The organism is Pseudaeromonas sp. HNCC25DJ182 (genome assembly GCF_055413365.1).
The window spans coordinates 90,931-116,859 of record NZ_JBVAYG010000005.1 but is presented as its reverse complement, the minus strand read 5'-3'; the positions used below and the strand labels follow the sequence as shown (position 1 = coordinate 116,859).

22 protein-coding genes are annotated in these 25,929 nt (G+C 58.9%); 11 read left to right on the top strand and 11 right to left on the bottom strand.

Annotated features, from left to right (window positions below):
- Nucleotides 1-12: 12 nt before the first annotated feature.
- Nucleotides 13-708, top strand: coding sequence for an NAD(P)H-flavin reductase (fre, locus tag ACZYUB_RS06000; RefSeq protein WP_463946346.1), 696 nt, complete (start codon nucleotides 13-15; stop codon nucleotides 706-708).
- Between the two features lie 59 nt (nucleotides 709-767).
- On the opposite strand, the gene ubiK is transcribed toward fre, so the two are convergent.
- Both ubiK and recQ read right to left on the bottom strand, forming a co-directional pair.
- Nucleotides 768-1,025 carry a ubiquinone biosynthesis accessory factor UbiK gene (ubiK, locus tag ACZYUB_RS05995; RefSeq protein ID WP_463946345.1) on the bottom strand — a complete coding sequence of 86 codons (258 nt, stop codon included), beginning with the start codon at nucleotides 1,023-1,025 and terminating at the stop codon, nucleotides 768-770.
- Nucleotides 1,026-1,122: 97 nt separating this feature from the next.
- Nucleotides 1,123-2,985: an ATP-dependent DNA helicase RecQ gene (gene recQ, locus ACZYUB_RS05990; protein WP_463946343.1), complete on the bottom strand. Its 1,863-nt coding sequence runs from the start codon at nucleotides 2,983-2,985 to the stop codon at nucleotides 1,123-1,125.
- Between the two features lie 246 nt (nucleotides 2,986-3,231).
- Here recQ and ACZYUB_RS05985 point away from each other — a divergent pair, with 246 nt between their 5' ends.
- Both ACZYUB_RS05985 and rarD read left to right on the top strand, forming a co-directional pair.
- Complete coding sequence (locus tag ACZYUB_RS05985; RefSeq protein ID WP_463946341.1) at nucleotides 3,232-3,765, top strand: AbiTii domain-containing protein; 534 nt, start codon at nucleotides 3,232-3,234, stop codon at nucleotides 3,763-3,765.
- A gap of 204 nt (nucleotides 3,766-3,969) precedes the next feature.
- Entirely contained in the window at nucleotides 3,970-4,863 is an 894-nt protein-coding gene (rarD, locus tag ACZYUB_RS05980) for an EamA family transporter RarD (protein WP_463946339.1), read from the top strand.
- A 45-nt stretch (nucleotides 4,864-4,908) separates the two neighbouring features.
- Here rarD and ACZYUB_RS05975 read toward each other — a convergent pair whose 3' ends face one another.
- Entirely contained in the window at nucleotides 4,909-5,601 is a 693-nt protein-coding gene (locus ACZYUB_RS05975; protein ID WP_463946337.1) for an aspartate/glutamate racemase family protein, read from the bottom strand.
- Nucleotides 5,602-5,957: 356 nt separating this feature from the next.
- The gene (locus ACZYUB_RS05970) at nucleotides 5,958-7,277 is read right to left on the bottom strand and encodes a PTS sugar transporter subunit IIC (RefSeq protein ID WP_463946335.1); all 1,320 of its coding nucleotides are present in this window, start codon (nucleotides 7,275-7,277) and stop codon (nucleotides 5,958-5,960) included.
- A gap of 282 nt (nucleotides 7,278-7,559) precedes the next feature.
- Between ACZYUB_RS05970 and ACZYUB_RS05965 the strand changes: the two genes are divergently transcribed.
- From ACZYUB_RS05965 to ACZYUB_RS05930, 8 genes are all read left to right on the top strand, one after another.
- Nucleotides 7,560-7,865, top strand: coding sequence for a PTS sugar transporter subunit IIB (locus ACZYUB_RS05965; protein WP_463946333.1), 306 nt, complete (start codon nucleotides 7,560-7,562; stop codon nucleotides 7,863-7,865).
- Nucleotides 7,866-7,911: 46 nt separating this feature from the next.
- Nucleotides 7,912-9,237: a PTS sugar transporter subunit IIC gene (locus ACZYUB_RS05960; RefSeq protein WP_463946331.1), complete on the top strand. Its 1,326-nt coding sequence runs from the start codon at nucleotides 7,912-7,914 to the stop codon at nucleotides 9,235-9,237.
- A gap of 60 nt (nucleotides 9,238-9,297) precedes the next feature.
- On the top strand, nucleotides 9,298-10,680 hold the full coding sequence (locus ACZYUB_RS05955) for a glycoside hydrolase family 1 protein (RefSeq protein WP_463946330.1): 1,383 nt from the start codon (nucleotides 9,298-9,300) through the stop codon (nucleotides 10,678-10,680).
- Nucleotides 10,681-10,739: 59 nt separating this feature from the next.
- A complete protein-coding gene (chbA, locus tag ACZYUB_RS05950; protein ID WP_460881713.1) occupies nucleotides 10,740-11,051 on the top strand; it encodes a PTS N,N'-diacetylchitobiose transporter subunit IIA in 312 nt (103 codons plus the stop codon).
- Nucleotides 11,052-11,075: 24 nt separating this feature from the next.
- Nucleotides 11,076-11,996, top strand: coding sequence for an ROK family protein (locus tag ACZYUB_RS05945; protein WP_463946328.1), 921 nt, complete (start codon nucleotides 11,076-11,078; stop codon nucleotides 11,994-11,996).
- Nucleotides 11,993-13,150: a mannose-6-phosphate isomerase, class I gene (gene manA, locus ACZYUB_RS05940; RefSeq protein ID WP_463946327.1), complete on the top strand. Its 1,158-nt coding sequence runs from the start codon at nucleotides 11,993-11,995 to the stop codon at nucleotides 13,148-13,150. Before ACZYUB_RS05945 ends, manA begins: the two co-directional genes overlap by 4 nt.
- 146 nt (nucleotides 13,151-13,296) lie before the next feature.
- On the top strand, nucleotides 13,297-14,424 hold the full coding sequence (locus tag ACZYUB_RS05935; protein WP_463946325.1) for a carbohydrate porin: 1,128 nt from the start codon (nucleotides 13,297-13,299) through the stop codon (nucleotides 14,422-14,424).
- A gap of 185 nt (nucleotides 14,425-14,609) precedes the next feature.
- On the top strand, nucleotides 14,610-15,572 hold the full coding sequence (locus ACZYUB_RS05930; RefSeq protein ID WP_463946323.1) for a LacI family DNA-binding transcriptional regulator: 963 nt from the start codon (nucleotides 14,610-14,612) through the stop codon (nucleotides 15,570-15,572).
- A gap of 514 nt (nucleotides 15,573-16,086) precedes the next feature.
- Here ACZYUB_RS05930 and ACZYUB_RS05925 read toward each other — a convergent pair.
- The 7 genes from ACZYUB_RS05925 to ACZYUB_RS05895 form a co-directional block, all read right to left on the bottom strand.
- On the bottom strand, nucleotides 16,087-17,112 hold the full coding sequence (locus ACZYUB_RS05925) for a hypothetical protein (RefSeq protein ID WP_463946321.1): 1,026 nt from the start codon (nucleotides 17,110-17,112) through the stop codon (nucleotides 16,087-16,089).
- A 41-nt stretch (nucleotides 17,113-17,153) separates the two neighbouring features.
- Nucleotides 17,154-17,789 (bottom strand): nucleotidyltransferase domain-containing protein, encoded by a 636-nt coding sequence (locus tag ACZYUB_RS05920; RefSeq protein ID WP_463946490.1) that lies wholly within the window; start codon nucleotides 17,787-17,789, stop codon nucleotides 17,154-17,156.
- Nucleotides 17,790-17,827: 38 nt separating this feature from the next.
- Complete coding sequence (locus ACZYUB_RS05915) at nucleotides 17,828-18,127, bottom strand: antibiotic biosynthesis monooxygenase family protein (RefSeq protein ID WP_463946489.1); 300 nt, start codon at nucleotides 18,125-18,127, stop codon at nucleotides 17,828-17,830.
- A gap of 836 nt (nucleotides 18,128-18,963) precedes the next feature.
- On the bottom strand, nucleotides 18,964-21,162 hold the full coding sequence (uvrD, locus tag ACZYUB_RS05910) for a DNA helicase II (RefSeq protein WP_463946320.1): 2,199 nt from the start codon (nucleotides 21,160-21,162) through the stop codon (nucleotides 18,964-18,966).
- Between the two features lie 78 nt (nucleotides 21,163-21,240).
- Nucleotides 21,241-23,154 carry a putative bifunctional diguanylate cyclase/phosphodiesterase gene (locus tag ACZYUB_RS05905; protein ID WP_463946487.1) on the bottom strand — a complete coding sequence of 638 codons (1,914 nt, stop codon included), beginning with the start codon at nucleotides 23,152-23,154 and terminating at the stop codon, nucleotides 21,241-21,243.
- 5 nt (nucleotides 23,155-23,159) lie between these two features.
- Nucleotides 23,160-23,642, bottom strand: coding sequence for a putative pterin-binding protein (locus ACZYUB_RS05900; protein WP_463946318.1), 483 nt, complete (start codon nucleotides 23,640-23,642; stop codon nucleotides 23,160-23,162).
- A gap of 349 nt (nucleotides 23,643-23,991) precedes the next feature.
- Complete coding sequence (locus ACZYUB_RS05895) at nucleotides 23,992-25,623, bottom strand: methyl-accepting chemotaxis protein (RefSeq protein ID WP_463946317.1); 1,632 nt, start codon at nucleotides 25,621-25,623, stop codon at nucleotides 23,992-23,994.
- Between the last annotated feature and the right edge of the window lie 306 nt (nucleotides 25,624-25,929).

The window sequence follows — 25,929 nt, the reverse complement described above, 5'->3', positions numbered from 1 at the left end:
CAAGGAACTTGCATGCAACGAATCGAATGCCGACTGCTGGAAATGAATGAGTGTGCGGAACACATTTGGCACATTCGCCTCGACCCGGCGCAACCGGTCCCCTTCAAACCCGGCCAGTATCTACAGGTCGTGATGGGCGAGAAAGACAAACGCCCGTTCAGTATTGCCAGCTCTCCGACCCGGGATGGGCTGGAATTGCAGATTGGTGCCACCCCTGGCAATCCCTATCCGGGAGAAGTGCTGGATCGCCTGCGCAGCACCGGGACTCTGACCATCGAAATCCCCCAGGGCAAAGCCTGGCTGCGGGAAGAGTCGAGCCGACCGATCCTGCTGATCGCCGGTGGTACCGGCTATTCCTACGCCCGCTCCCTGCTGCAATACCTGATGGATACCGAGATGAATCGCCCTGTCTATCTCTATTGGGGGGTGCGTCATGAAAGCCAGCTGTATGAAGGTGCCGAAGTCCTGGCCTGGGCCAACGAGTACCAACAGCTGAGTTACATTCCCGTGGTCGAGCATCCGCAAAACGGGTGGCAAGGCCGCACCGGCATGGTCCATGAAGCAGTTCTCGCCGACTTTGCCAGCCTGGATCAGTACGACATCTATGTCGCCGGACGTTTCGAGATGGCTGCAGTGGTGCGTCAGACCCTGCGCTTGCGCGGCGTGCAGGATGAACACCTGTTTGGCGATGCCTACCAGTTTATTTGAAGTTCATAACGACAACGGCCACCGCGAGGGTGGCCGTTATGCTATCTGGAAAGAGCGGATTACTCGTCGCGATCGGCCAGACGCTGTTCAATCAGCGCCAACTTTTCTTCCAGCGCGGTCAATTTTTCACGGGTGCGCAACAATACCTTGGTCTGCACGTCAAACTCTTCGCGACTGACCATGTCCAGCTTGTTGAGCTGGGATTGCAATACCTGCTTCACCTTCTTGTCCACCTCTTCCCCCAGGCTCTTGATTCCGGGCGGCAGGGCGTTGTGGATCTGGCGGGCCATCTCTTCAATTTTTTTCGGGTCAATCATCGGGTTCTCCTTCCGTTGTCCTCATTGTGCCCGAGCCGGGCCGGCATCGCCAGCGAGGCAGATCACGGGGCGCGGTGCCGGGACCCAGACATGGGGTTCAGCGAATGCCGTAGCAATGCTCGCGAATACAGGCCAAGAATGGCTCACCGAAACGCTCCAGCTTGCGATAACCGACCCCATTGATCGCCAACAACTCGTCATCGTCACAGGGTTGCTCGCGCGCCATCTCGATGAGGGTGGCGTCGTTAAACACCACATAGGGCGGCACCTCTTCCTCTTCGGCGATCTGTTTGCGCAGCTTGCGCAACTCGCGGAACAGCTTCACATCATAATCCGCACTCGCCTCATCATGGCCCCGGCTGCGCCCCTTCTTCAGGCTCACCACTTCGAGCCGCGGCACCGCCAGTTCCAACTCCTGCTCCCCGCGCAGCACAGGACGGGCGGCTTCGGTCAGCTGCAGGGTGAGATGTCGGGTGATGTTCTGGGTCAGCAAGCCCTTGTGGATCAGTTGCCGGAACACCGATAGCCAGTGTTCGTGGCTGCGCTCCTTGCCAATGGCAAAGGTCGATAGCTTGTCATGACCCTGTTCGCGGATCCGCTGATTCAGGGAGCCGCGCAACACCTCGATGACATAGCCGATGCCAAAACGCTGGCCGACCCGATAGACGCAGGAGAGCGCCTTGCGGGCATCCTCGCTGCCATCATAGGTTCGCGGCGGATCCAGGCAGACGTCGCAGTTACCGCAAGGCTGGCTCTGGTACTCGCCAAAGTAGTTGAGCAACACCTGACGGCGACAGGTCTGGGCTTCGGCAAAAGCCGCCATCAGGTTGAGCTTGTACTGCTCCACTTTCTGCTGCTCGGGATTGGCGTGTTCGCCGCTTTCCAGCATGCGCCGCAGGCGCTCGGTATCGGCCGGGTCGAACAGCAGCAAGGCTTCGGCAGGCAAACCGTCGCGCCCGGCCCGTCCGGTCTCCTGATAGTAGGATTCGATATTCTTCGGCGTGTCATAGTGCACCACGAAGCGCACATTGGGCTTGTCGATGCCCATGCCGAACGCCACGGTCGCCACTACGACCTCGATATCGTCACGCAGGAAGGCCTCCTGCACACTGGCTCGCTCCTGCACCGGTAACCCGGCGTGATAGCAGGCCGCGCGCACGCCGCGACCACGCAGAAACTTGGCCACTTCCTCGGTCCGGCTGCGGCTGGTGCAATAGACGATGCCGCACTGGCCGCTCTGCTTGTCGATATAACTGGCCAGTTGCTCGTTCGGCTTGTACTTGTCCAGCAGGCTGTAGCGAATGTTCGGCCGATCGAAGCTGGCCAGATGCACCAGCGGATCACTCTGCCCCAATCGCGCCAGAATATCCTGCCGCGTCGCCTCATCGGCGGTCGCGGTCAGGGCCAGCAGTGGAATATGGGGGAACCGCTGTTTCAGACACCCGAGCTGGGCATATTCCGGACGGAAGTCATGGCCCCACTGCGAGATGCAGTGCGCCTCGTCGATGGCAAACAGCGACAGCCGCAACTCGGCGAGCTGATCGAGAAAATCAGGCAGCATCAGGCGCTCTGGCGCCACATACAACAACTTGAGTTCGCCCTGACGCAAGGCGGAGTAGATGCCGAGCAGCTCCTCCCGAGGCACCGAGGAGTTGAGACAGGCCGCGGCCACGCCGTTGGCGCGCAGAGTATCGACCTGATCCTTCATTAAGGCGATCAACGGGGAAACTATTACCGCCAGACCCGGTCTAACTAGTGCGGGGATCTGAAAGCAGAGCGACTTGCCACCGCCGGTTGGCATGATGACCAGCGCATCGCGGCCTGCCACCACTTGCTCGACAATCTGCGCCTGGCCGGGACGAAATTCCTGATAGCCAAACACCTCCCGTAGCACCTGCAGCGGTGAGGGTGTCGAGGGAGGCAGAACGCCGGAAGCGAGTTCGAGAGATGGCAGTTGCATAGGGCCGCCATTGTAGAACAGCCGGGAGCTGGGGAAAACCGCTGTCGCATGCCGCGACGCAACGAATCGAAGAAGGGATGTCGAATGGTCTAGATTGCGACCCATTGCCGTGCCAATGCGGAAAATAACACCGTCGTTCCCCACCGACGGTGTCTATTTCTGGCTAGAATTTGACCACTATCAATGGGCCTCAACACCTCACTCAGGATGAAGAGCCATACTTGTATCAACAGGAGGATCGAACTCATGGGTACTGTGTCGACTGTTCAATGTAGTGGCCTGGTGGAACGTCTCAAATGCCTCCATCAAACCACCGATGAGATGGGCCTGAAGCAATGGCTGCAACGGGAGCTGGAAGGCTATGAGGACGCGTCGGCCCTGCCCTGGTATCGCATCATCGAATGTCGGCAACGGGGTCTGTTCCAGCATGCCCACAGTGGTCGCCAACAGACTTGCCAAATCAATGAACAAGCCCTGAGCCAGCGGGACTTGGCGCAGGTACGTTTCCTGTTATTGCGCGGACCTCTGGTGGCCTATCTGGATTGTCACGCTCTGGTGCTGGAGCGCTGGCCGAACGAGCTGCTGCAGGAGTATCGGCAGATCCTGATCCCGGAACACACCTGCATGCACGCCTGGAAAGAACCCGTGGTCTCCATCAAGGACAAACTGGTTCTCGGCGTCGATCAGATGCTGCAAGAGTATGTCCCCACCATGAGTCGGGAGATGGACTGCTGTAACTTGTCATTACGGGCCATTCAGCATCGCCGCTGGCAGATCTGAGTGATGCAGGCACCACGGGCATCCCGGCGATGCCCACTTTTATGCTGTTGTCCCCCACACCCTGACCAGGCTTTACTATTTACCACCGCAATCATGACCATCTAGTGTGCTGATCCACTATTTTTCCTGTCACCCTCAGAAGATGCGTTTTGCTCGCTCGACGGTCGCGTTACACTGCTCTGCTGCCAATTTGTGAGATCTATCATGCCTGCACACACCAAAGGGGTCATTTACGCCCTCTGCGCCTTTCTGATTTGGGGCATCTGCCCGCTCTACTTCAAATTACTGACCGAAGTCCCGGCCAGCGAGATCCTCACCCACCGCATCATCTGGTCCTGTGTCTTGCTGCTGGCCCTGCTACTGGGTAGCCGCCAACTCTATCGGGTGCAGGCGGTGCTCCGCTCGCCACGACAATTGCTCAACCTGACGCTATCGGCGCTCCTGGTCGCCGGTAACTGGCTGCTGTTTATCTGGGCGGTGAACCATAACCACCTGCTGGAAGCCAGCCTCGGCTACTACATCAATCCGCTGTTCAATATCCTGCTGGGGATGCTGTTCCTCGGTGAACGCCTGCGGCGTTTGCAGTGGACGGCGGTGCTCTTGGCGGCGATCGGGGTGGTGATCCAGGTGGTTCTGATCGGCCATCTGCCGTGGATTGCGCTGACCTTGGCCAGCAGCTTCGGCATCTATGGCCTGATCCGCAAGAAGATCCCGGTGGATGCCCAGACGGGATTGTTCGTCGAGACCCTGCTACTGCTGCCGCTGGCACTCATCTATCTATTCGGCATCGCCGATTCAGCCACCAGTGACCTGAGCCACAATGCCGCCTCGCTCAACCTGTTGCTGCTGGCGGCGGGCGTGGTCACCACGGTGCCGCTGCTGCTGTTTACCGCCGGCGCCCGTCTGATCCCGCTGTCGACCCTGGGTTTCATTCAATACTTAGGCCCCAGCATCATGTTCCTGCTGGCGCTGTTTTATTACGGCGAACCGGTACAGATGGCCAAGCTGGTGACCTTCGGCTTCATCTGGTCGGCACTGGCGCTGTTCAGCTGGGACGGCTGGCGACGCAGTAAGCAGCAGCGTGCCGCCTCCGTCTGAACAACTATTCCTATTAGCGGTCGGATAGCGAGCCCCGACCGCAGCTTAAGCCGGGCCCAGAGCCCAGTTCACCGCGGCCTGGGCATGCAGCACTGTGGTATCGAACACCGGAACCTCGCTATCCTGCGGCGACACCAGCAGGCCGATCTCGGTACAGCCAAAGATGATGCCCTCGGCGCCGCGAGCCACAAGGTCGGTCATAATGTCGCGATAGATCTGGCGTGAGCCGGCGTGGATCCGTCCCAGGCAAAGCTCGTCATAAATGATGCGGTGCACCTGCTCCCGCCCGGCCTCTTCCGGCGTCAGCACCTGCAAGCCATAGCGGGCCAGACGGCCGGCATAAAAGCTCTGCTCCATGGTAAAACGGGTGCCGAGCAGGCCAATGCGCTGGATACCCTGGGCCTTCACCACCTGGGCGGTGGCATCGGCAATATGGATCAGCGGCAGGCCGACCCCCTCGATGGCGGACGCCACCTTGTGCATGGTATTGGTACAGAGCACCAATCCTTCGGCTCCCGCCGCCTTGAGGGAGCGAGCGGCATCGCTCAGGATCATGCCGGCACGCACCCAGTCCCCTTGCGCCTGCAAGGCCTCGATTTCGGCAAAATCCACCGAGAACAGAATAAGCCGCGCCGAATGCAGGCCGCCCAAGCGGGCTTTTACCCCTTCATTGATCAGCCGGTAGTAACTCTGTGTCGACTCCCAACTCATGCCGCCGATGAGTCCCAAGGTGCGCATAGCTCTCTCCATCCTCTTGCTGCCTGATACCTGTCACCATGGCAACTTCCTGCGATGAAGACAAGGGGCTCGGAAACCAATACCAGTCAGCCAGCGAAGGCGAGATAGCCTATTGAGCTAACCGTTGGCGGCAGGGATGCCGCCATCGAGCCCCCACGGATGGGTTTACGGCGAGTTGGCGAGAGAGGTTGTCTCGCCTGAACCTCTTAACTGACAAACATTAGGGCTGAGCCACTCTTGTGCCCGGGTTTTGCTATCCGAATTGGCAGCAAACCCTGGCTCATCTCCGGCGCACCCGTCGACCGCTGCAGTTCGAAATGGAAACCGATTTCCAATTTTCAGTGCAAGGTGGATAACTAATCCGCCGTTACAGGTTCAGATTCCTGCTGCAACAACATCTTCTCGTGGATGACAAAGAAGGGACGGTAGATCATCCAGCTGTTGAAGATACAGAACAGGCTCATCAGCAGGTTATGCCAACTGCCATTCGCCGCCCAGGAGGCTCCCAGCGGGGCCGGAACCGACCAGGGCAGCAAGGCCACAAACCGATCCAGAAACCCCCACTGGGTCAACTGCCAGGCCAGGATGGCGTTCAGCAGCGGCACGGCGATAAACGGCAAAAAGAACAGGGGATTCATGATGATCGGGAAACCGAACAATATGGGTTCGTTGATATTGAACAGCGATGGCATCAGCCCCAACTTACCCACCGATTTCAGCGTCCGGCTGCGGCTGCGCAGCGCCATCCACACCAGAGGCAGGGTGCTACCAATGCCGCCAATCAGCAGGAAATAGTCCCAGAAGCCTTGCAGGAAAATATGTGGCAGCGGCTCTCCGACCACCAGGGACGACTGGTTGGCGGCCAGGTTAGCCATCCAGAAGGGCGAGAGCACACCAGACATAATCAGCGCACCGTGAATGCCCATGAACCACAGCAGATGGGCAATCAACAACGCCAGCAGTAGTGCAGGCAGAGTATCGGCTCCGCTGATCAGCGGGCGAAACAGCTCGGCCATCAAGTGCGGCAGCGTGATATCAAATTGCGTCTGCAACCAGACCTTCAACAGGCTCAGGGAGAGCATGATAAACAGCAGCGGCATGATGAGCTGGAACCCGCGCCGGGTCATCAGCGGCACCTCTTCGGGCATATGGATGCACCAGCCACGCCGATAGAAGAGTCGTATGATTTCAACGGCGTAAATTGCGGTACATAAGGCCGTGAAGATGCCGAGCCCACCGAGATAGCCAAAAATACCCGGTTGCAACGAGCTGAAATCGATGAGCATCAGGAAGGCCAGACAGCCGGTGAGTCCGGATAGCCGCTCCGGTAACTGATATGCCTTGGCCAGACTGGCCGCCGTGCCGTAGGCGATGATCAGTGAAATCAGCCCCAGGGTGTGGGCATACACGGGATAGAGCAGCGGCGATACCAGACGGGAAACCGCCAGCAGCCACTGCGCCAGCGGGTGGACGCTATCCGCCAGCACCGGCGGATACAAAAATGGCACCAGCAGGCTACCGATGATGATGAAGGGAATCGCCAACTGAAAGCCATCCCGCAGCGCCAGCACATGCTGGCTGCGCGTCAACCAGTTGGCCACGGGCACCATGCGTTGTTCGATGATGCTGACCAAAATGCCCATGGCCTGCAGGTTCATCCCACTCTGTTTGCTCACCCTGCCACTCCTGTGCTGTGGTTATCCAATCCACGCCGATCCCGTCCAGGAGACGGGAAACTATTTTTCGCCCCTATTCTCGCCATTTCAGCGCTTTGTTTCCGTCATTTCCCGAGCCGACTTTGTCATTTTTTCGTCACGATCACACTTTTGAGAGCGGTTTCATCGTGACTGGCGATCCGGATCACAAACAGGGACAAATCGAACGGAAACCGGTTTCCATTTATTATCCAAACGATCAAGAATCTGCGCCATCAGCTTATTGAAACCGGAGAAATGGAAATGAAAAAAATCATGCTGTGCTGCTCGTCAGGCATGTCCACCAGCTTGCTGGTGAAGAAGATGCAGGAAGAAGCGCTCAAGCGCGGACTGGAAACCGAGATCCGTGCCTATGGGGCTTCGGAGTTTGATGTCCAGATGCCGAACTACCAGGTGGTCCTGCTCGGACCCCAGGTCAAGTACATGCAGCAGGATCTGCAGCACAAGGCCTCCCAGCACGGCGTTCCGGTCGATGTGATCAACATGATGGATTACGGCATGCAGCGGGGAGATCGGGTCCTGGACCACGCCCTCTCCCTGATCCGTTAACTGTCAGTCGCCAACACTGTGTCAGTGACTACCACAAGGAAATGCCATGAGTACCCTATATAACCAGTTTGTCAGCGTCATCGAGCGCCAGATCAGCCCGCTGGCCGGACGTCTCGGCCAGCAAAAGTATGTGCAAGCCATCCGGGACGGTTTCATCGCCGCCCTGCCCTTCATGATCATCGGCAGCTTCATGCTGGTGTTCATCTTCCCGCCCTTCTCGCCGGAGACCCAGTGGGGCTTCGCCCGCGCCTGGCTCGACTTTTCAGCCAAGTACCAACCGCAACTGCTGCTGCCCTTCCAGCTCAGCATGGGCCTGATGACCCTGTTTATCTCGGTGGGGATCGGCGCCAGTCTGGCGCGCCAGAATAATCTGGACCCGGTGACCACAGGCCTGCTCTGCCTGATGTCCTTCCTGCTGGTCGCGGCTCCGCTCAAGGATGGCGCCATCTCGATGCAGTATCTCTCCGGTCAGGGGATCTTCACCGCCCTGCTGACGGCGATTTATGCCGCCGAGGTCTATGCCTGGCTCAAACGCAACAACATCACCATCAAGTTGCCGCCCCAGGTGCCGACCGGCGTTGCCCGCTCCTTCGAGGTGCTGATCCCGGTACTGGTCATCATCCTGACCCTGCACCCGCTGAACCTGCTGATTGAGAGCGCCACCGGTATGATTCTGCCGGAAGCCATCATGTCACTGGTCAAGCCGCTGGTCGCCGCCTCGGACTCCTTACCGGCCATGCTGCTGGCGGTTTTGCTGTGCCAGGTGCTGTGGTTTGCCGGTATTCACGGTGCCCTCATCGTTACCGGGATCATGAACCCGTTCTGGATGGCCAACCTGGCTGCCAACCAGGCCGCCATGGCCGCCGGTCAACCCTTACCCCATATCTTCCTGCAGGGTTTCTGGGATCACTACCTGCTCATCGGTGGCGTCGGCTCGACCCTGCCGCTGGCCTTCCTGCTGCTGCGCAGTAAAGCCGCCCACCTGCGCTCCATCGGCAAGATGGGCATAGTCCCCGGCCTGTTCAACATCAACGAACCTATCCTGTTCGGCGCGCCGATTGTCATGAACCCGGTGTTCTTCCTGCCCTTCCTGCTGGTGCCGATGATCAACGCCACTCTGGCCTGGTTCGCCGTGGATATGGGTCTGGTGGCACGCGTCATGTCACTGACCCCCTGGACCACCCCGGGCCCCATCGGTGCCTCCTGGGCCGCCAACTGGGCGATCAGCCCGCTGTTACTGAGCCTGTTCTGCATGTTCACCGCCGCGGCCATGTATTACCCCTTCCTCAAGGCCTATGAACGCACCCTGCTGAAGCAGGAAGTGGCCGACGAGCAAGAAAGCCCGACTCTGGCCGCCGTACCGGCGCGCTGATCCCGACTGACGTTGCAACCCGGGCTGCTGTACCCAGCGGCCCTCATTGGAGAGTTCATCATGCAGTACCGTTTTCCGGACCATTTCTGGTGGGGTAGCGCCTCCTCTGCGGCGCAAGCCGAAGGGGCCAGCCTGCAGGGCGGCAAGGCCGCGACCATCTGGGATCACTGGTTTGCCACCCAGCCCCACCGTTTCCACCAGCAGGTCGGCCCGGAGCACACCTCAGGGTTTTACCAGCATTTTCGTGACGATATCGCTCTGATGCAGCAGCTGGGCCACAACAGCTTCCGCACCTCCATCGCCTGGGCCCGACTGATCCCCCAGGGCCGTGGCGCGGTCAATCCGGAGGCCGTTGCCTTCTACCATGCCATGATCGACGAGCTGCTGGCCAAGGGCATACAGCCGTTTATCTGCCTGTTCCACTTCGACATGCCGCTGGCGATGCAGGAGCTGGGCGGCTGGGAGAGTCGCGAGGTCATCGACGCCTATGCCGAATTTGCCGACACCTGCTTCCGCTTGTTCGGCCACAAGGTCAAACACTGGTTCACCTTCAATGAGCCGATAGTGCCGGTGGAAGGTGGCTATCTGTACGACTTCCACTACCCGAACGTGGTGGATTTCCGCCGCGCCGCCACGGTCGCCTACCACACCATGCTGGCCCATGCCCAGGCGGTGGTGCGCTACCGGGCCCGGCAGCTGGAGGGCCAGATTGGCATCATCCTCAACCTGACCCCCTCCTATCCGCGCTCCCAGCATCCGGCGGATCTGAAGGCGTCACAGATCGCCGACCTGTTCTTCAATCGCAGCTTCCTCGACCCGGCAGTCAAGGGCAGCTATCCGGCGGAACTGGTGGCGCTGCTGCAGGAGTATGACCAGCTCCCCGCCTGCGAACCCGGGGATCGGGAACTGCTGGCCGCCGGCACCATCGATCTGCTGGGCGTCAACTACTACCAGCCGCGCCGGGTCAAGGCGCTCAGCCATGCCATCAACCCCGCCAGCCCCTTCATGCCGGAGTGGTTCTTCGACTACTACGAGATGCCGGGTCGCAAGATGAACCCGCACCGCGGCTGGGAGATCTACGAGCAGGGCATCTACGACATCCTGACCAACCTGCGGGACAACTACGGCAACCTGCCCAGTTACATCTCGGAAAATGGCATGGGCGTCGAGGGCGAGGAGAAGTTCAAGGGCGGCGATGGCCAGATCCAGGACGAGTACCGGATCGGCTTCATCCGCGACCACCTGACCTGGCTGCACAAGGCACTGCAAGAAGGCTGCGCCTGTCAGGGCTATCACCTCTGGACCTTCATCGATAACTGGTCCTGGAGCAACGCCTACAAGAATCGCTATGGCTTCATTCGCCTGGAGCTGGCAACCGGTGAGCGGCGCATCAAAAAGAGTGGCGAATGGTTCGCCGATGTATCACGACGCGGCGGTTTCTAACCCCGGCGCCAATCCGGAGGTGGCCCCTTAGGTCGCCTCCTCAGGAAGAGGAACACAGCATGTTTGATTTAGAAGAAACCGTGATGGGCATCATCATCAACGCCGGACAATCCCGCAGCCTCTGTTACGAGGCGTTGCGCCAGGCCAAGCAAGGGCAATTTGCCGAGGCCGACGATCTGCTGCGCCAGGCGACCGAGTCCGCCAATGCCGCCCATGCGGTACAGACCCGGCTCATCGAGGCCGATCAGGGCGAGGGCAAGATCCCGGTGACCTTGGTGCTGGTGCACGCCCAGGACCATCTGATGACCTCGATGCTGGCCAAGGAGCTGGTCACCGAACTCATCGAACTCTATCGCCGTCAGGCCGCCTGAGCCCTGGCCCTCGAGGAATTGCAGATGTTACGACTGGGACTGGACATTGGCGGCACCAAGATTGAAGGCCTGCTGCTGGATGGGCAGGGCGAAGTCCTGTGCCGACGCCGCATCGCCACACCGACACAGAGCTATCCGGAGTTCCTGCACGCGCTGCTGGACTTCATTGTCAGCTTTGGCGAGGAGGCGACGCCGCCGTTTTCCATCGGTATCGGCTTGCCCGGTGCCGTGCGCGCCGATAATGGCCGCATCAAGAACTCCAACTGTCTGATCCTCAATGACCAGCCGCTGCGTGACGATCTGCAGGCGGCGCTGGGCCACCCGATCTGGCTGGCCAACGATGCCGACTGCTTCACCCTGTCGGAGGCCATCGACGGTGCCGCCCAGGGCAGTGCCGTGGTGTTCGGCGTCATTCTCGGCACCGGCTGTGGCGGCGGTCTGGTGGTGCACCAGCAACTGCTGGTCGGCCCCAACGCCATCACCGGCGAGTGGGGCCACAACCCGCTGCCCGGCTATCTGCCGGAGTGGGATGGCCCGGGCCAACCCTGCTACTGCGGGCGCAACAACTGCATCGAGCGCTTTGTCTCCGGCACCGGCTTTGCCGCCCGCTTTGCCCAGAACCATGGCCAGCCGCTGAGCGCCCCGGAAATCCTCGGCGCCGCCGCCGGTGGCCTGCAAGCCGCCCGGGATCACTACCGTCACTTCATCGATGCCCTGGCGCGCAGCCTGGGCAGCGTCATCAATCTGCTGGATCCGGACGTCATCGTCTTCGGCGGTGGCCTGTCGAATGTGCTGAGCCTGTATCAGGATCTGCCCACCGCCCTGCTGCCCTACCTGTTTACCGACAGCTGTCGCACCCGGCTGGTTCCGGCGCGCCATGGCGATAGCAGCGGCGTGCGCGGCGCGGCCTGGTTACCTGCCCTGAACGGAGGAGTCGCGTCATGATGCCTGCCGCACTGCGCACGCCGCAGATCCTGCGCGGCCACGTCCAGCACTACGCCTGGGGTGGACGCCATCTGATCCCCTCGCTGCTGCAGCAACCCGGGGGCGATCAGCCCTGGGCCGAGCTGTGGTTTGGCAGCCATGAACAGGGGCCGACCCGGGTACCCGGTCTGCAGACCACGTTGCGCCAGTTGCTGGCGGACCAGCCGCTGCCTTACCTGCTCAAGGTGCTGGAAGTCGCCGAGTGCCTGTCGATCCAGGTACATCCCGATCGCCAGCAGGCCATCGAAGGCTTTGCCCGCGAGGAGGCCGCCGGCATTCCCCGTGAGGCGGCAGAGCGCAACTACCGGGATGCGAACCACAAACCGGAGGTGATGGTGGCGCTGACCCATTGCCATCTACTGTATGGCTTCAGTGAGCCGGCGCGGATCCTGGCGCGGCTGGCCCCTTACCCCAGCCTCGCCTCCCTGGCCCACCTGCTGCGGCGCACGGGTCTGGAGACCCTCTACCGGCGGGTGCTGCAACTGAGCCTGGCCGAGCGCGATACCCTGCTCGGGCCGCTGCTGGCCCAGGTGATCCCCGCCTACGAGCAGGATTTCTGGGGTCAGGAGAGCCACGAATTCTGGCTGGCCAAGGCGGCGCAGCAGCAGGGTGGCCGCGAGTGCCGGGATCCCGGACTGCTGCTGATGCTGCTGATGGAGCTGCTCGAAGTCGCGCCCGGCGAGGCGATCTTTCAACCGGCACGGCTGCCCCATGCCTATCTCCATGGCTGCAACCTGGAGTTGATGGCCAATTCGGACAATGTGCTGCGGGCGGGATTGACCGGCAAACACGTCGACAGCCAGGCGCTGCTGGAGGTAGTCGATATCGCGGTGCGGCCAGCGTTACGCATCCAGCCGTTGCAGCTGGAAGCCGGATGCACCAGCTACCCGCTGCCCAGCGCCGAGTTTCACCTATTCCATCTCCACGGCCAGCAGTCGCAATGGTTACCGGTACATACCGGCCCCGGACTGTTGCTCAATCTGGGAGATGCCATCCATCTGGCCTGGCCTGGCGGCGAGATCCGCTGCGCCCGGGGCGAAGCCCTGCTGATCCCGCCCGACTGCCGATGTCGGCTCGATGGCAGCGGCGAGCGGCACCTCTACTTCGCCTGCTGACATCGTAGACCCGGTTTTAACGCACCCGATCCAGACCTCACCATCCTGAACCGATGGCGGTCAGTTTCACCCTTGAAACGTCAAAAAGGCGTCAAAGGAAACCGACTTGTTCGCAAGTCACTTCAACATCACAAGGAATGATAACAATGAACCTCAAGACCCCTACACGTCTGATCCCCACCCTGCTGGCACTCACCATGGCCTCGGCGGCCCATGCCGTCGTCGAGACCAATGGCGACTTTGGCAAGTTGAGCCTGGGCGGTGACGCCGAACTCAACCTCAATGCGGCCAACACCAGCCCGGGCACCCTGATGGGCCAGAGCCATCAGCAGGATCGCTGGGATATGGACGGCCGCCTGCTGCTGAACTTTGCCGCCATCAAGGAGTTGCCCAGCGGCGCCTATGGGCAGGTGGTGATCCAGCCCACCGTCTCGGTCAACGCCGGTGCCAGTGCCGATGATGCCTGGCTGGGCTTTGGCAAGAAGGCCGGTTGGGGCATGAAGGTCGGTCGTTTCGAAGCCTACGACCTGTTCCCGCTCGGGCAGGACATCTTCGTCGAACACTCCGGGGATAGCGCCAATGACCTCTACAACGATGGCCACGGCTACATCTATATGCTCAAAGAGGGCCGTGGTCGTGCCGGTAAGGGCGGTCAGGTGCTGCTGAATCAGCAAGCCGGCAACTGGTATCTGGAACTCTCCACCCTGATTGGCGACCGCACCAACCTGTTCGCCAACCAGCAATACCATGGTTACCAGGTGACCAAGGAGAAGGATTCGCTGATCGCCCGGCCGGTGGTGGCCTGGAAGAACGAGAACTTCAAGCTGGCCCTCGGTGCGGAGAGCAACCTGATCTCCGATGCCATGCTGGCCAACGGCGAATCCGTCTCCAAGCGCAATGGTTACGGCCTCACCTCGACCTGGAGCCAGGAGAACCTGACGGTGAATGCCAACCTGGCGCAGATGTCGGCGGTGGAAGAAACCGACAGCACCGCTGGCGTCAACCTGGTATGGCAACAACTGGGTCTGGGCTACATCTATGCCATCAACGACATCGAGAGTGCCAATACCGCCAGCAATGCCGATTATGGCGATCTGGTCGGCAAGCATAAGATCCACACCACCTATGCCTCCTACAAGATCCCCAGCGTGCTGGAGCTGCAGAACTTTGACATCTACCTGGGTGCCTACTGGTCACAGCTGCAACCGGATTCCGAAACCGTGTCCAATATGGACCGTTACGGTGGCCGCGTGCGCTTCAAATACTTCTTCTAAGACCCGACCTCAGGGTGGCGAAAGCCACCCTGTTCTCTTTGCTATGCCGCCAAAACCGCCATTTCACGGTAGTTTTTGCGGATTTTTTCTGCCAATAGGCTAACAGTTTGGCCATTGGCGCTGCCGGGAAGCAGCAGGTTATGGTATGCTTTATGGACTAAAAACCGGTTACCGAGTATGCAGCCATGGCCAATATCACCGATGTCTCCCGACTTGCGAATGTCTCCAAGGCGACCGTCTCGCGGGTATTGAGTGGTACCCGCGGCGTGCGTGAAGAGAGCCGGCTGGCGGTGTTGCAGGCGGTGGAGCAACTCAACTACCGGCCCAACGCCATGGCCCGCTCGTTGGCCAACCAGAGTACCGACTGCATCGGCGTGATCCTCTCGGCCCGGGAAACCGGCCGCATCACCAGCCTGCTGCCATTACTGGAGCGCGAGCTGAGCCAGGTCAACCGCCACCTGCTGATCCGCTTCGCCGAAGGGCAAGCCCAGCAACAAGCCGCCGCCGATGAACTGCTCGGTGGCCGTTGCGATGCCATTGTGGTGATCGGGGCCAGCGCGCCGCTGGAACGGGACGAACGGCTGATCCAGCTCGATGGCGTCGCCGAAGCCAGTGATATCAACCTCAGTTACGATTTCGTATTTGCCTGTGAAAGCGCCTGCCGCTTTCTGCTCGGCAAGTCCCACCGCCAGATCGCCCTGCTGGTCGAAAGCCTGACCACACCGAGCGGCCTGCAGATGGTGCAGGGCTATCAGCAAGCGCTGCAGCATCAATCCCTGCCCTATAACCGCCAGTTGGTGATCGAAGCCGGTGACAATCAGCAGGCGCTGCTCGGCCTGTTGAACCGTTATCTGCCCTTTACCGCCCTGGTGGTGCAGCACGATGCCCAGGCCGCCGAAGCCATGCGCCTGCTGCGGGAGTTCAATTTGCAGGTGCCGCAGGATGTCTCCATCGTCAGTCTGGAAGGCTCGACCCTGGCCAGCCAGCTCAATCCGGCCCTCACCTGTATCGAGTACCCCAGCGAACGTCTGGCCCAGGAGGCAGTGCGTCTGACCCTGCAAGTCCTCGGCGGCCACGCCCTGCCCTCGGCGGAGCAGCAGAAGTTCACCGGCCGTCTGGTGACCCGGGATTCGGTGCAGAATCGCTGAGGGTGTTGGCGTACACCCGTTGCCCGCGCTCGCTCATCCTGAGCGGCCATGGTCACGGCTCTCAGCGAGCCTGAGCCTCGGCCTATGCGTTTGAGCCGACGCCAACTGGCTCTACTGTAGGAGCAAGCAAAGCTCGCGATGCTGTTGCTTTGCTCCCTCCCCTTTTTTTCCAAGGGGAGGGTCGGGGTGGGGTTTGCTCTGGCTGATTCCGATGATTGCTGATCTTGGCTAGTCCGTTTCCGCCCTGGTCGGCCATGGCGATTTGCCAACCTGCCGTTGGCGGGGGCGGACCAAGGGGGAAAAGGCCTCCCCCTTGGCAATCCCGGGCCCAGGTTTATGCCGACTGTCGGGAAAGCCCCTCGCTCCGGGCCGCTCTCCACCGGCCGGGAGCCACACGCCATCCCTGGCGTGACGCTCCCTCTCCCGGTCATCCTGACCGCTCACCGCCTCCGATCCCCCTCCCCTCGGCCCGACAGACGGCGCCAGGTTTTGGTGAGCTGGTCAAGGCAGCCTCTTATATAGCCACGGTCGAGATATTAAAACTGGCGCGAATATTCAAATCAAAATTCATATTAATCAGTTTAATTAGCAATTGATTAACCATAATGGCGATATCGTCATCAATAATTCTCTTATCGTTATGCGCAATATCATTCCGCTCTTTGCGACATTTACCGAGACAGTCAAAATCATACTTTTCTAATAGACCAACCGCATGTAGTCCATTTATCTTATTAAAAACAGTGTACCTGTCCAAATCCTTTAGCTCACCTTTTTGGTTTTTATTTGAATTTAGGATATCTGTTTTTCTTTTTTCATATAAAGGCGAACCTTTGAGTGAACTCCACATTCTATTGATGATTTTTTCTATACCGAACCAGGCCATTATTAATGATGATATATTGTTAAATTGTTTGAATTCGGACAGGCTTTTGGCTAGCTCGGATAAAAGCTGGATCAATTCTTCGTTGCCGGACACCTGTTCAAATTGCTCAGCTGCACATGCCAATATATCTTCATGCAAACCTAGACTAGAAAACAATAAGGGGTGATTGGATGCGCTTATCTTCCGGTATATCTCTCTTCTTGAAACCCCAGCATGATAGACACTTGAAAGTCCAGGATTAGACTCTCGGTCATTCATTTGGAATGCGTCATTTCTTGTTATCTCACAAAAGTCGAGTATATCTACTGACTTATCTTCCCCCCATTTAAAGTGAAGAGTATATGAATATAAGATCACATGGAAGGCATTCAAAAAGTTAAGGTATTTACCCCACTTTTCCTGCCACTTAACTGACATGGTAAAGACCTTGGTTGAATCAATCGGATGATCAATCTCAATATTAGGGGCGTGAATCTTTATCAAGCCATCGCGACAAACTTGCAATATGAAGTTGGCGGATTGTTTTTCAAAAACCACTTGATCAAGTTTTTCCAAGAATGACTGTATGTCGGCCCGACTCTGAGGGAAATCATCTTCCGTAATAGGATACATAGCAGCCACCGGCTTACTAGTATAAAAACACATGAACTGCATATATATCTCCAGAACATCACAACCACTTGGGAAATAATAAGTTATCTACTCAGACCAAGATCGGCTCTATCAATAATCAACCCATATAAATCATCCAACAGTGTTACATTTTTCCCTGTCGCCAGGAGTGTTTCGTATTGCTGATACAAGTCGGGATCTTGCTCTTTGATGCGGCGAAGTGTTTTTACCGGCCCATCATAATAAATACCGGATAGATTGGCATATAGTTCGGGGACCTCATGGAGTAGCCAATTATATCGATAGTTCGCTTCTACGGTATTTTGCGTGGCTCGGTTAAGCATTTTCTTGATCCAGGATACTAACTGCTGATATTCGGCAGCCGAAAGGATCTTGGTGGCTTTTATTCGTTGTTCAAGAATACTTGCTTCGAGCTTTTCAGCAACACCCAGTTCATCCATCAGGATCCTGAAGGGGGAAATATGAGTAAAGGTTGATGGATCTTCCCAACGGTTGATTGGATAGATCCATGCATCCAGGATGTGGTTATCAATCTGGCTTGAATCATGGCCTTCAGCATCGGTATCAGCCAACACGATGAGATCAATATCGCTCTGATTATTCGCCGCCTGACTGGCAAAGGAACCATATAGCAGTATGGTTTTAGCCTTGTATTTGGACGTTAAGTAATCAACCGCTTTTTCGATTATATCCTGCATCTTCACCGCCCACCTTAATCCAATAAATGATTGCCTCGCTATTGCTGTGCAACGACCATTTCATAGTGTTCAACGGTGGGGAATGGATCATAGAAATGGTGCAGTAATTGTCGCCATTGCTGGTATTGGGTCGAACCGCGAAAACCCTGGGTGTGATGTTCAAGGGTTTGCCAATTCACCAGCAAAATATAACGGGATGGAGTTTCGAGACAACGCTGCAGTTGGTGTGACACATAACCGGGCATCGACGAAATAATCGAAGAGGCCACGGCAAACGCCTTTTCAAACTCGGGTTCTTGCCCGGAAATTACATTCAATACCGCCACTTCAAGAATCATCATTCAACCCCGCTCTTTCCCACTTACGGTTAAAACATCATCTTGCCCACGCTACCGCAAAGCAGCAGCCAAGGAAACGGCAAGGATCAGGCCGCACAGCCCCAATCACCCAAAGCCCGCAGCCGTCTGCCGGGCCGAGTGAAGGGATGAACGGAACCGGTGAACGGTCAGGATGACCGGGAGAGGGAGCTTCACGCCAGGGATGGCGTGTGGCTCCCGGCCGGTGGAGGGCAGCCCGCAGCTCGGGGCTTTCCCGGCAGCCGGCAAAAACCCGGGCCCGGGATTGCCAAGGGGGAGGCCTTTTCCCCCTTGGCCCGCCGCCGTCCACCGCAGGTGGGCAGATCGCCAGCGTCTGCAAGGCGGAACCGGATCAAGCCAAATCTATATGTGAATTCCGACCATCAACCCAATGGGCATGGGCCCAACGCCCCTATTCACCCAAGGCCCGAAGCCGTCTGCCGGGCCGAGATGAGGGGTGAATGAAGCCGGTGAACGGTCAGGATGACCGGGAGAGGGGCGTCAGCTCATCAAGCCCTGTGCCGCCCCGAGCGGGAGGCAGGGTGGAGGGAATGAGCCGCATGGATGCGGCGAGAGTCAGCGCTGGCACAGGGATGTGCCATCGCTGATGGTCACGGAAGCCTGCCGGTAAGCGAGGATCAGGCGGCAGTGGGCGCAAAGGCCCGGGATTGCCAAGGGGGAGGCCTTTTCCCCCTTGGCCCGCCGCCGTCCGCCGCAGGTGGACAGATCGCCAGCGTCGGCAAGGCGGAACCGGCACGACCGTTCCAGACCCCGGACGGCAAGCCGGGGCATCGGCTCACCCAGCGGGGGCCGCTGTCTTACAGCGGCTCCAGCCGGGCGTACGCCACTACCAGCCACTTGCTACCCTGATCATCGAAGTTGACCTGGATCCGGCTCTGCGGACCTATTCCCTCGTAGTTGAGGACTGTGCCTTCGCCGAACTTGCTGTGCCGCACCCGCTGGCCGAGACGGAAGCCGGTGCTGTCGAAGCTCTCCTGGGCAAACTCGTTGTTGAAGCGGTTGCTGGAGGCCACCGGTTGCGCCCAGCTCACCTGGGTGCGCAGCCGCACCTCCTCCAGACACTCGCTCGGCAGCTCCTTGAGGAAGCGGCTCGGTCTGTGGTGCATCTCCTGACCATACAGACGGCGGTTTTCGGCGTGGGTCATATACAGCTTCTGCATCGCCCGGGTCATGCCGACATAACAGAGTCGCCGCTCCTCCTGCAGCCGCCCACTCTCCTCGCTGGATTGCTGGCTGGGGAACATCCCCTCCTCGACACCGACCATGCACACCAGCGGGAACTCCAGCCCCTTGGCACTGTGCAGCGTCATCAACTGCACCGCCACCTCGAACTCATCGGCCTGAGATTCCCCCGCTTCCAGCGCGGCATGGGCGACGAAGGCGGTCAGCGGCGCCATGTCGCTCATCTCGTCGGAGGGCTGGAACACCCGGGTGGCGTTGACCAGCTCCTCGAGGTTTTCGATGCGCGACTGTCCCTTCTCGCTCTTCTCCGCCTGATACAGGCTCCAGAGGCCACTCTCGCGGATCACCCGATCGGTCTGCAGATGCAGCGGCAGCTCGCTGGTGTCGGTTTCCAGCCGGTTGATCAGTGCCAAAAACTGGCTGACCGCACTGGCGGCGCGTCCGGCCAGCACCCGCTCTTCACACAGCTGCCAGGCGGCCTGCCACAGGTTCAGCCCGCGATCCCGCGCCGCCTCGCGGATGAGGCCGAGAGTGCGATCGCCGATGCCGCGAGTCGGGGTGTTGACCACCCGCTCGAAGGAGGCGTCATCACCGCGGTTGCCCAGCAGGCGCAGATAGGCCATGGCATCCTTGATCTCCTGGCGCTCGAAGAAGCGCAAACCGCCGTAGATGCGATAGGGCAGGCGCTCCTGCAGCAACGCCTCTTCCAGCACCCGGGACTGGGCGTTGTTGCGATACAAGATGGCGCAATCGGAGAGCACACCGCCCTGCTCGCGCCAGGCCTTCAGGCGGCCGACCACGAAGCGCGCCTCATCGATTTCGTTATAGGCGGCATAGATGGAGATGGGTTCGCCCTCGCCGCCCTCGGTCCACAGCTCCTTGCCCAGCCGCTCGGCGTTGTTGGCAATCAGCTGGTTCGACGCCTTGAGGATGGTGGCGGTGGAGCGGTAGTTCTGCTCCAGGCGGATGGTACGCGCCCCCGGGTAGTCGCTGAGGAAACGGCTGATATTCTCCACCTTGGCGCCGCGCCAGCCGTAGATGGACTGGTCATCGTCGCCGACGATCATCACCTTGCTACGGTTACCCGCCAGAATGCGGATCCAGGCGTACTGGATGGCGTTGGTGTCCTGAAACTCGTCGACCAGAATATGCGCGAAGCGCTGCTGGTAGTGGTCGAGGATGTGCGGCTTGTGCAGCCACAACTCGTGGGCCCGCAGCAGCAGCTCGGCAAAATCGACGAGACCCGCACGATCACAGGTCTCCTGATAGACCTGATACAGCTTGTGGTAGGTACGCGAGGCAACATCACCAAACGGCTCTATATCCTTGGGGCGCAGGCCGTCGTCCTTCTTGCCGTTGATGTAGCCCATCACGGCGCGCGGCACCCACTGCTTCTCGTCCAGATTCAGCGAGCGCACCACCCGCTTGATGAGGCGCAGCTGATCGTCACTGTCGAGGATCTGGAAATCTTGCGGCAGACCGGCATCCAGATGATGGGCGCGCAACAGGCGGTGGGCGATGCCGTGGAAGGTGCCGACCCACATGCCGTGATGGCTGTGAGTACCGCCGATCCCGCCACCAAGCAGCTTCTCGATGCGGCCGCGCATCTCGGCGGCCGCCTTGTTGGTGAAGGTCACCGCCAGAATGGAAAAGGGGGAAGCCCGCTCGACGCCGAGCAGCCAGGCAATGCGATGGACCAGTACCCGGGTCTTGCCCGAACCGGCACCCGCCAGCACCAGCAGGTTCTCCAGCGGGGCGGCTACCGCCTCCCGTTGTCGGTCATTGAGACCATCGAGCAGGGTTTCTACGTCCATCACCACTCCTGAGAATTTGTACAGTAGTGGCGATTATACACAGACCCTTTGCCAGAGCCGAGCGGAAAGAGCCGCAGGCTAGGAGACCTTGCTGGCGGCGGTTTCCCCCCCCTCCAGCTGCAGATGATTCACCGCAAAGCTGTGAAACTTATCGATGGTCAGGGGACGGGCATAGAAATAACCCTGGATCTCATCCACCTCCATGGCGGTGACCATCTCCAGTTCAACCTGGGTCTCCACCCCTTCGGCCACCACGCTGACCCCCAATTTATGGGCCAGGGCGGTGATGGTTTCCACAAACACCGGCAATCGCGGATCCTCATCCATCTTCTGGATAAAGGATTTGTCGATCTTCAGCTTGTCGAAATCGAGCTCCTTGAGGTAGGCAAACGAGGACCAACCGGTACCGAAATCATCCAGTGCAATCCGGATCCCGGCCGCCCGCAGCTCGGCAAAGATGCGTTGGCTCAGAGTGAAATCATCCAGGGCTATGGTTTCGGTCAGCTCGAGCACCAACTGACCCGGCAGTATGGGGCCATCCAGTAACCAGCTCAGGGCATGTTCGGTCAGCTGCTTGTTGAACAGCGAGGCCGACAGATTGATCGCCAGATCCAGCCGCCGCACCAGCGGCTGGGGCAAACGATCCATATCCTGATTCATGCGCTGGAATACCCACTCGCCGAGACGCTCGCCGAGGCCGTTTTCCTCGGCCACTTCGACAATATCCAGCGGGTTGATAAACCCCAATTCGGCATGATTCCAGCGGATCAGTACTTCGGCGCCCAGCCGCTGCTGGTCATGGCGTTTGACGACTGGTTGATAGCACAAATAGAGCTGGCTATCGGCAATCCGTCCCAGTTGGTCACGCAATTCACCCGCCAGCTGCCGCTTGCGCTGGTAATGACTGAGCATCTTCAGGTTAAAGAGCTGATAGTGATGGACCTCATCATGGCGCGCCGCAGTCAGTGCCAGATCCGCAAACAGCAGCAACTCATCGGCGGTACGGGCATGTTGCGGAAATTGGCTGATGCCCATGCTGACGCTGACCCGGTGCGCCGGATCGGCCTTGTACAGCAGACTCCCCAGCCGGGCGCGCACCCGCTTGGTAAAACTGAACCAGCTGGAATCGGCCATGTTGCCACTCAACACCATGGCAAACTCGTCACCACCGATATGCGCCAGATAGACGCCTTCATCAGCCGATTTTCGTAAATTGTCGGCGACCGTCAGCAAGAGCTGATCCCCGGCGGCGTGACCCAGACTGTCATTCACCTCTTTGAAACGGTTCAAATCGAACAGGCAGAGCACCACCTGCTGCTGATTGGCACGCAACAGCTGACGCAGATGGAGTAAAAAAGCGGCCCGATTGGGCAGGCGGGTCAGCGGATTATTCCAGGCCAGATATTGCTGGCCACGGGCCTCGAGAAACAACACGACCAGCATCACCAGACCCACCAGCAACAGCACGCCGAGTACCGCATAGTTCTGGATGCTGGAGCGGGCCAGTTCAGCGTTCTCCCGCATCGCGGTCGGACCGGTAAAATTCAGCACCATCAGATTGCGAATAGCAGGCATCGCATCATGCAGATCCTGATCCAGCGGCTCCAGGTCGGATGGCTGCAAATGGGGTGAGGTCATCAGTGCCTCATAGCTCTGCAGTCGAACAAAAAATGGCCGCAAAATGCTCTCGGCATTAAAACGTTCGCGGACGTTTTTGGCTTCGCGGCCAGTGAGAAAGACATCCAGCCGGTTCCAGGCCAGATCATAGGCCTCATTGAGCTTTTCCTGACTCAGACGCCCGGCACGGTAATAATCCACAGCCCCTTCGAACTGATGAAGCTCCAATTCCAGCTGCGCCAGCGCCCAAGCCGAAAGATGGGTATGTCGGGTCACCTGAGTGAAGGCGCGGTCGTAATTCCAGGTCGACCAGATGGTCACCCCGAGAAAGGTGCACATGATAAGGGCGAGCAGCAGGAACTTGGCCCGGACCATAGCGATCACTCGACGCTCAGGGCATTCAGTTGCCAGACCATCTCGCTATGGGTCTTCTCCTGATCCAGACTCGGGTAGTCACTCAGCGGATAGACGATAAAGATCGGCCCCTTGTTACGCCGGGTCAGTACCTTGTCATCCTGGCGGGTTGCCAGGATCACCGGATATTGGCTGGCCTCGGCCGTGGGAACTGTCGCCCAGTAATCATTCAGGGCATGAGCCTTGATCTGACCGGCCTGAATGCCCAGATGCTTGAGCAATTCGCTGAGCCGTACCCCCTGGTAACTGTGCTTGCCCTCGGTCCAGGGCGTGGTAGTCACCACTGTGGTTTGCGGCAAGGCATCCAGTTGCGCCAGGGTAAAGGTCTGGCTCCCCGCCCCCGCACAACACCCCTTGGCCGTCACCGTCAGAATCACCCCATCCGCCGCACTCGCAGCCGACAAACCCGCCAGACAGAGTAGCGCCAGCACCACACGAAATAGTCCCATGATCCGCTCCTGAGAAGATGTACCGACAAGACACCATCTGAGCATAGCCAAGAGAGAACAGAACGCGACCAGGAGCTAGGGTTGGTGATCAGCACTGGGCGCCAATTAAAAAAACGGCCCGGAAAATCCGGGCCTAAGTCACGACAACAACTGGATATCAGATCGGGTTGCCAATAATGGCGAGCAGATCCTGATAAGCGGTTCCGTTCAACACTACTTCTACATCTGACGAGCCATCCTGCTCCAGCACGCCCTGAGCATTGGCCACCATCAGAGAGTGTGAATCGTCAGAGCGTTTGCATTTGTTGAGAAAAAACGGGCCCCGCTATCCGCGGGGCCCGGTTTTGATTTAGGCCATCAGCTTTTGCATGGCGCGGTTAAGGTCGACCGCGGTCTGATGCAGTTGCTCGCTGGCACCCTGGGTGCGGTGGGCGTTCTCTTCGTTCTCGGTGGCGATGGTTTTGATATCCACCAGGTTGCGGGCGATATCTTCCACCACCAGCGTCTGTTCTTCGGCGGCGGTGGCGATCTGCTGGTTCATGCCGTGGATCTGGCTGATGGAGCTCGTGATGCTCTGCAACTTGCGACCCGCGACCGTCACCTGTTCGATACTCTGCTGGCTGAGTTGCTGGCTACTACCAATCGCCTGTACCGCATCCTGGGTGCCACGCTGTACCTTGGCGATGATCTGGTTGATCTCCGCCGTAGAGTCCGCCGTGCGCTTGGCCAGGGTACGAACCTCGTCCGCGACCACGGCGAAGCCGCGTCCCTGCTCACCGGCCCGCGCCGCTTCAATCGCCGCATTCAAGGCCAGCAGGTTGGTCTGCTCGGCAATGGAGCGGATCACCTCCAGCACGGTACTGATGCGGCGGCTGTCTTCATCCAGTTGTTTGATAACGCCGGCCGTGTTGTCAATCTCTTTACCCATCTGGGCAATGCCGCCTATGGTGTCCTGCATCACTTGCTCGCCTTCGTGAGCCGTATGGTCCGCCTGATCCGCCGCCTGGGCGGCCGACGCGGCATTCTCCGCGACATTCTGCGCCGTCGCCGACATCTCGTGCATCGCGGTAGCCACCATATCGGTGCGGGAGAACTGATCCCGGGTGCCCTTGGTCATCAACCCGGAGATTTCCTTGAGTTCATGGCTGGCACTATCCAGCTGCTCGCCACTCAACTTGAGCTGGGAAAAGGTCGCCCCCAAGAAATCGCGCAGAGTATTGGCGGCCTTGGCCAGGGCACCCAGTTCATCCTGCCGTTGCAGCGCAAAGGGTCGATCAAACTTGCCATGGCTCAACTGGATAATGAAGTCGGTGAGCGCCTTGATCGGCACCAGCAGTTGGCGATTCACCAACCAGAGACTGAGCAAACCAACCAGAAAGGAAGCCACCAACAAACCAACCACCCCGACAATGGCATCGGAATGCGTATCCTCACTGATGGCTTGGGCCTGACGATTGCCTTCTTCATGCAGATGCTTGACCAGAGCCGCCATCTGCTCGCTGGTTGCCCGATCGATACCCTTCACCGCCTGATCCCCCGCAGTCGGGTCGCCCTGAGCGGCAACAAACTTCTCTTTGCCCTGACGATAGGCCTGCCCGAGTTTCTGATGTTCATCACTCAGGCTCCGCACCTGGGCAACCAACTCCTGATCCTGCCACTGCCCGGCCAACTGGCTCAGTTGTGCCAGCGTCTGATTGACCGCACGCTCCTGCTCTTCAAACTGGGTCCAATACTTGCTCAGAGCCTCCGGATCCTTGCCGCGCAGCAGGACATTTTTCCACTCCTGAACCTGGCTCTTGAACTCCAGATTGGCCCGATCAACCAGCGCCGACTCTTGCAGCGTGCTGTTAACCAGGGATTGATAATCTTCGACCCCTTGCGCCAACAGACGGAAACAGAACAACGAGATGATGACGAGGAGAAGAATACTTCCGCCCAACAACGCCAGTAACTGTGCTCTCAACGAACCTTGTATGGACATACTTTCCCCTTCATGACCTGAATCTGTACCTATATAGCGACCCATGGAGCCTGACACCGTAATGGTGTCGTCACATGAGTAGCATACACCGCCACCACCATTTTCAACGCATCTAGAGTTTAGCCGCCCTGACTCGCATATACCCCCTTCCCGGTGAAAGATGGATAGAAGGGGGACGAACAGCAATTGATTGCCGAAGAGAAGCCTCAACTTCACTGTGCTACGGCTCGGATCTTGGGTCTTGGGTCTTGGGTCTTGGGTCTTGGGTCTTGGGTCTTGGGTCTTGGGTCTTGGGTCTTGGGTCTT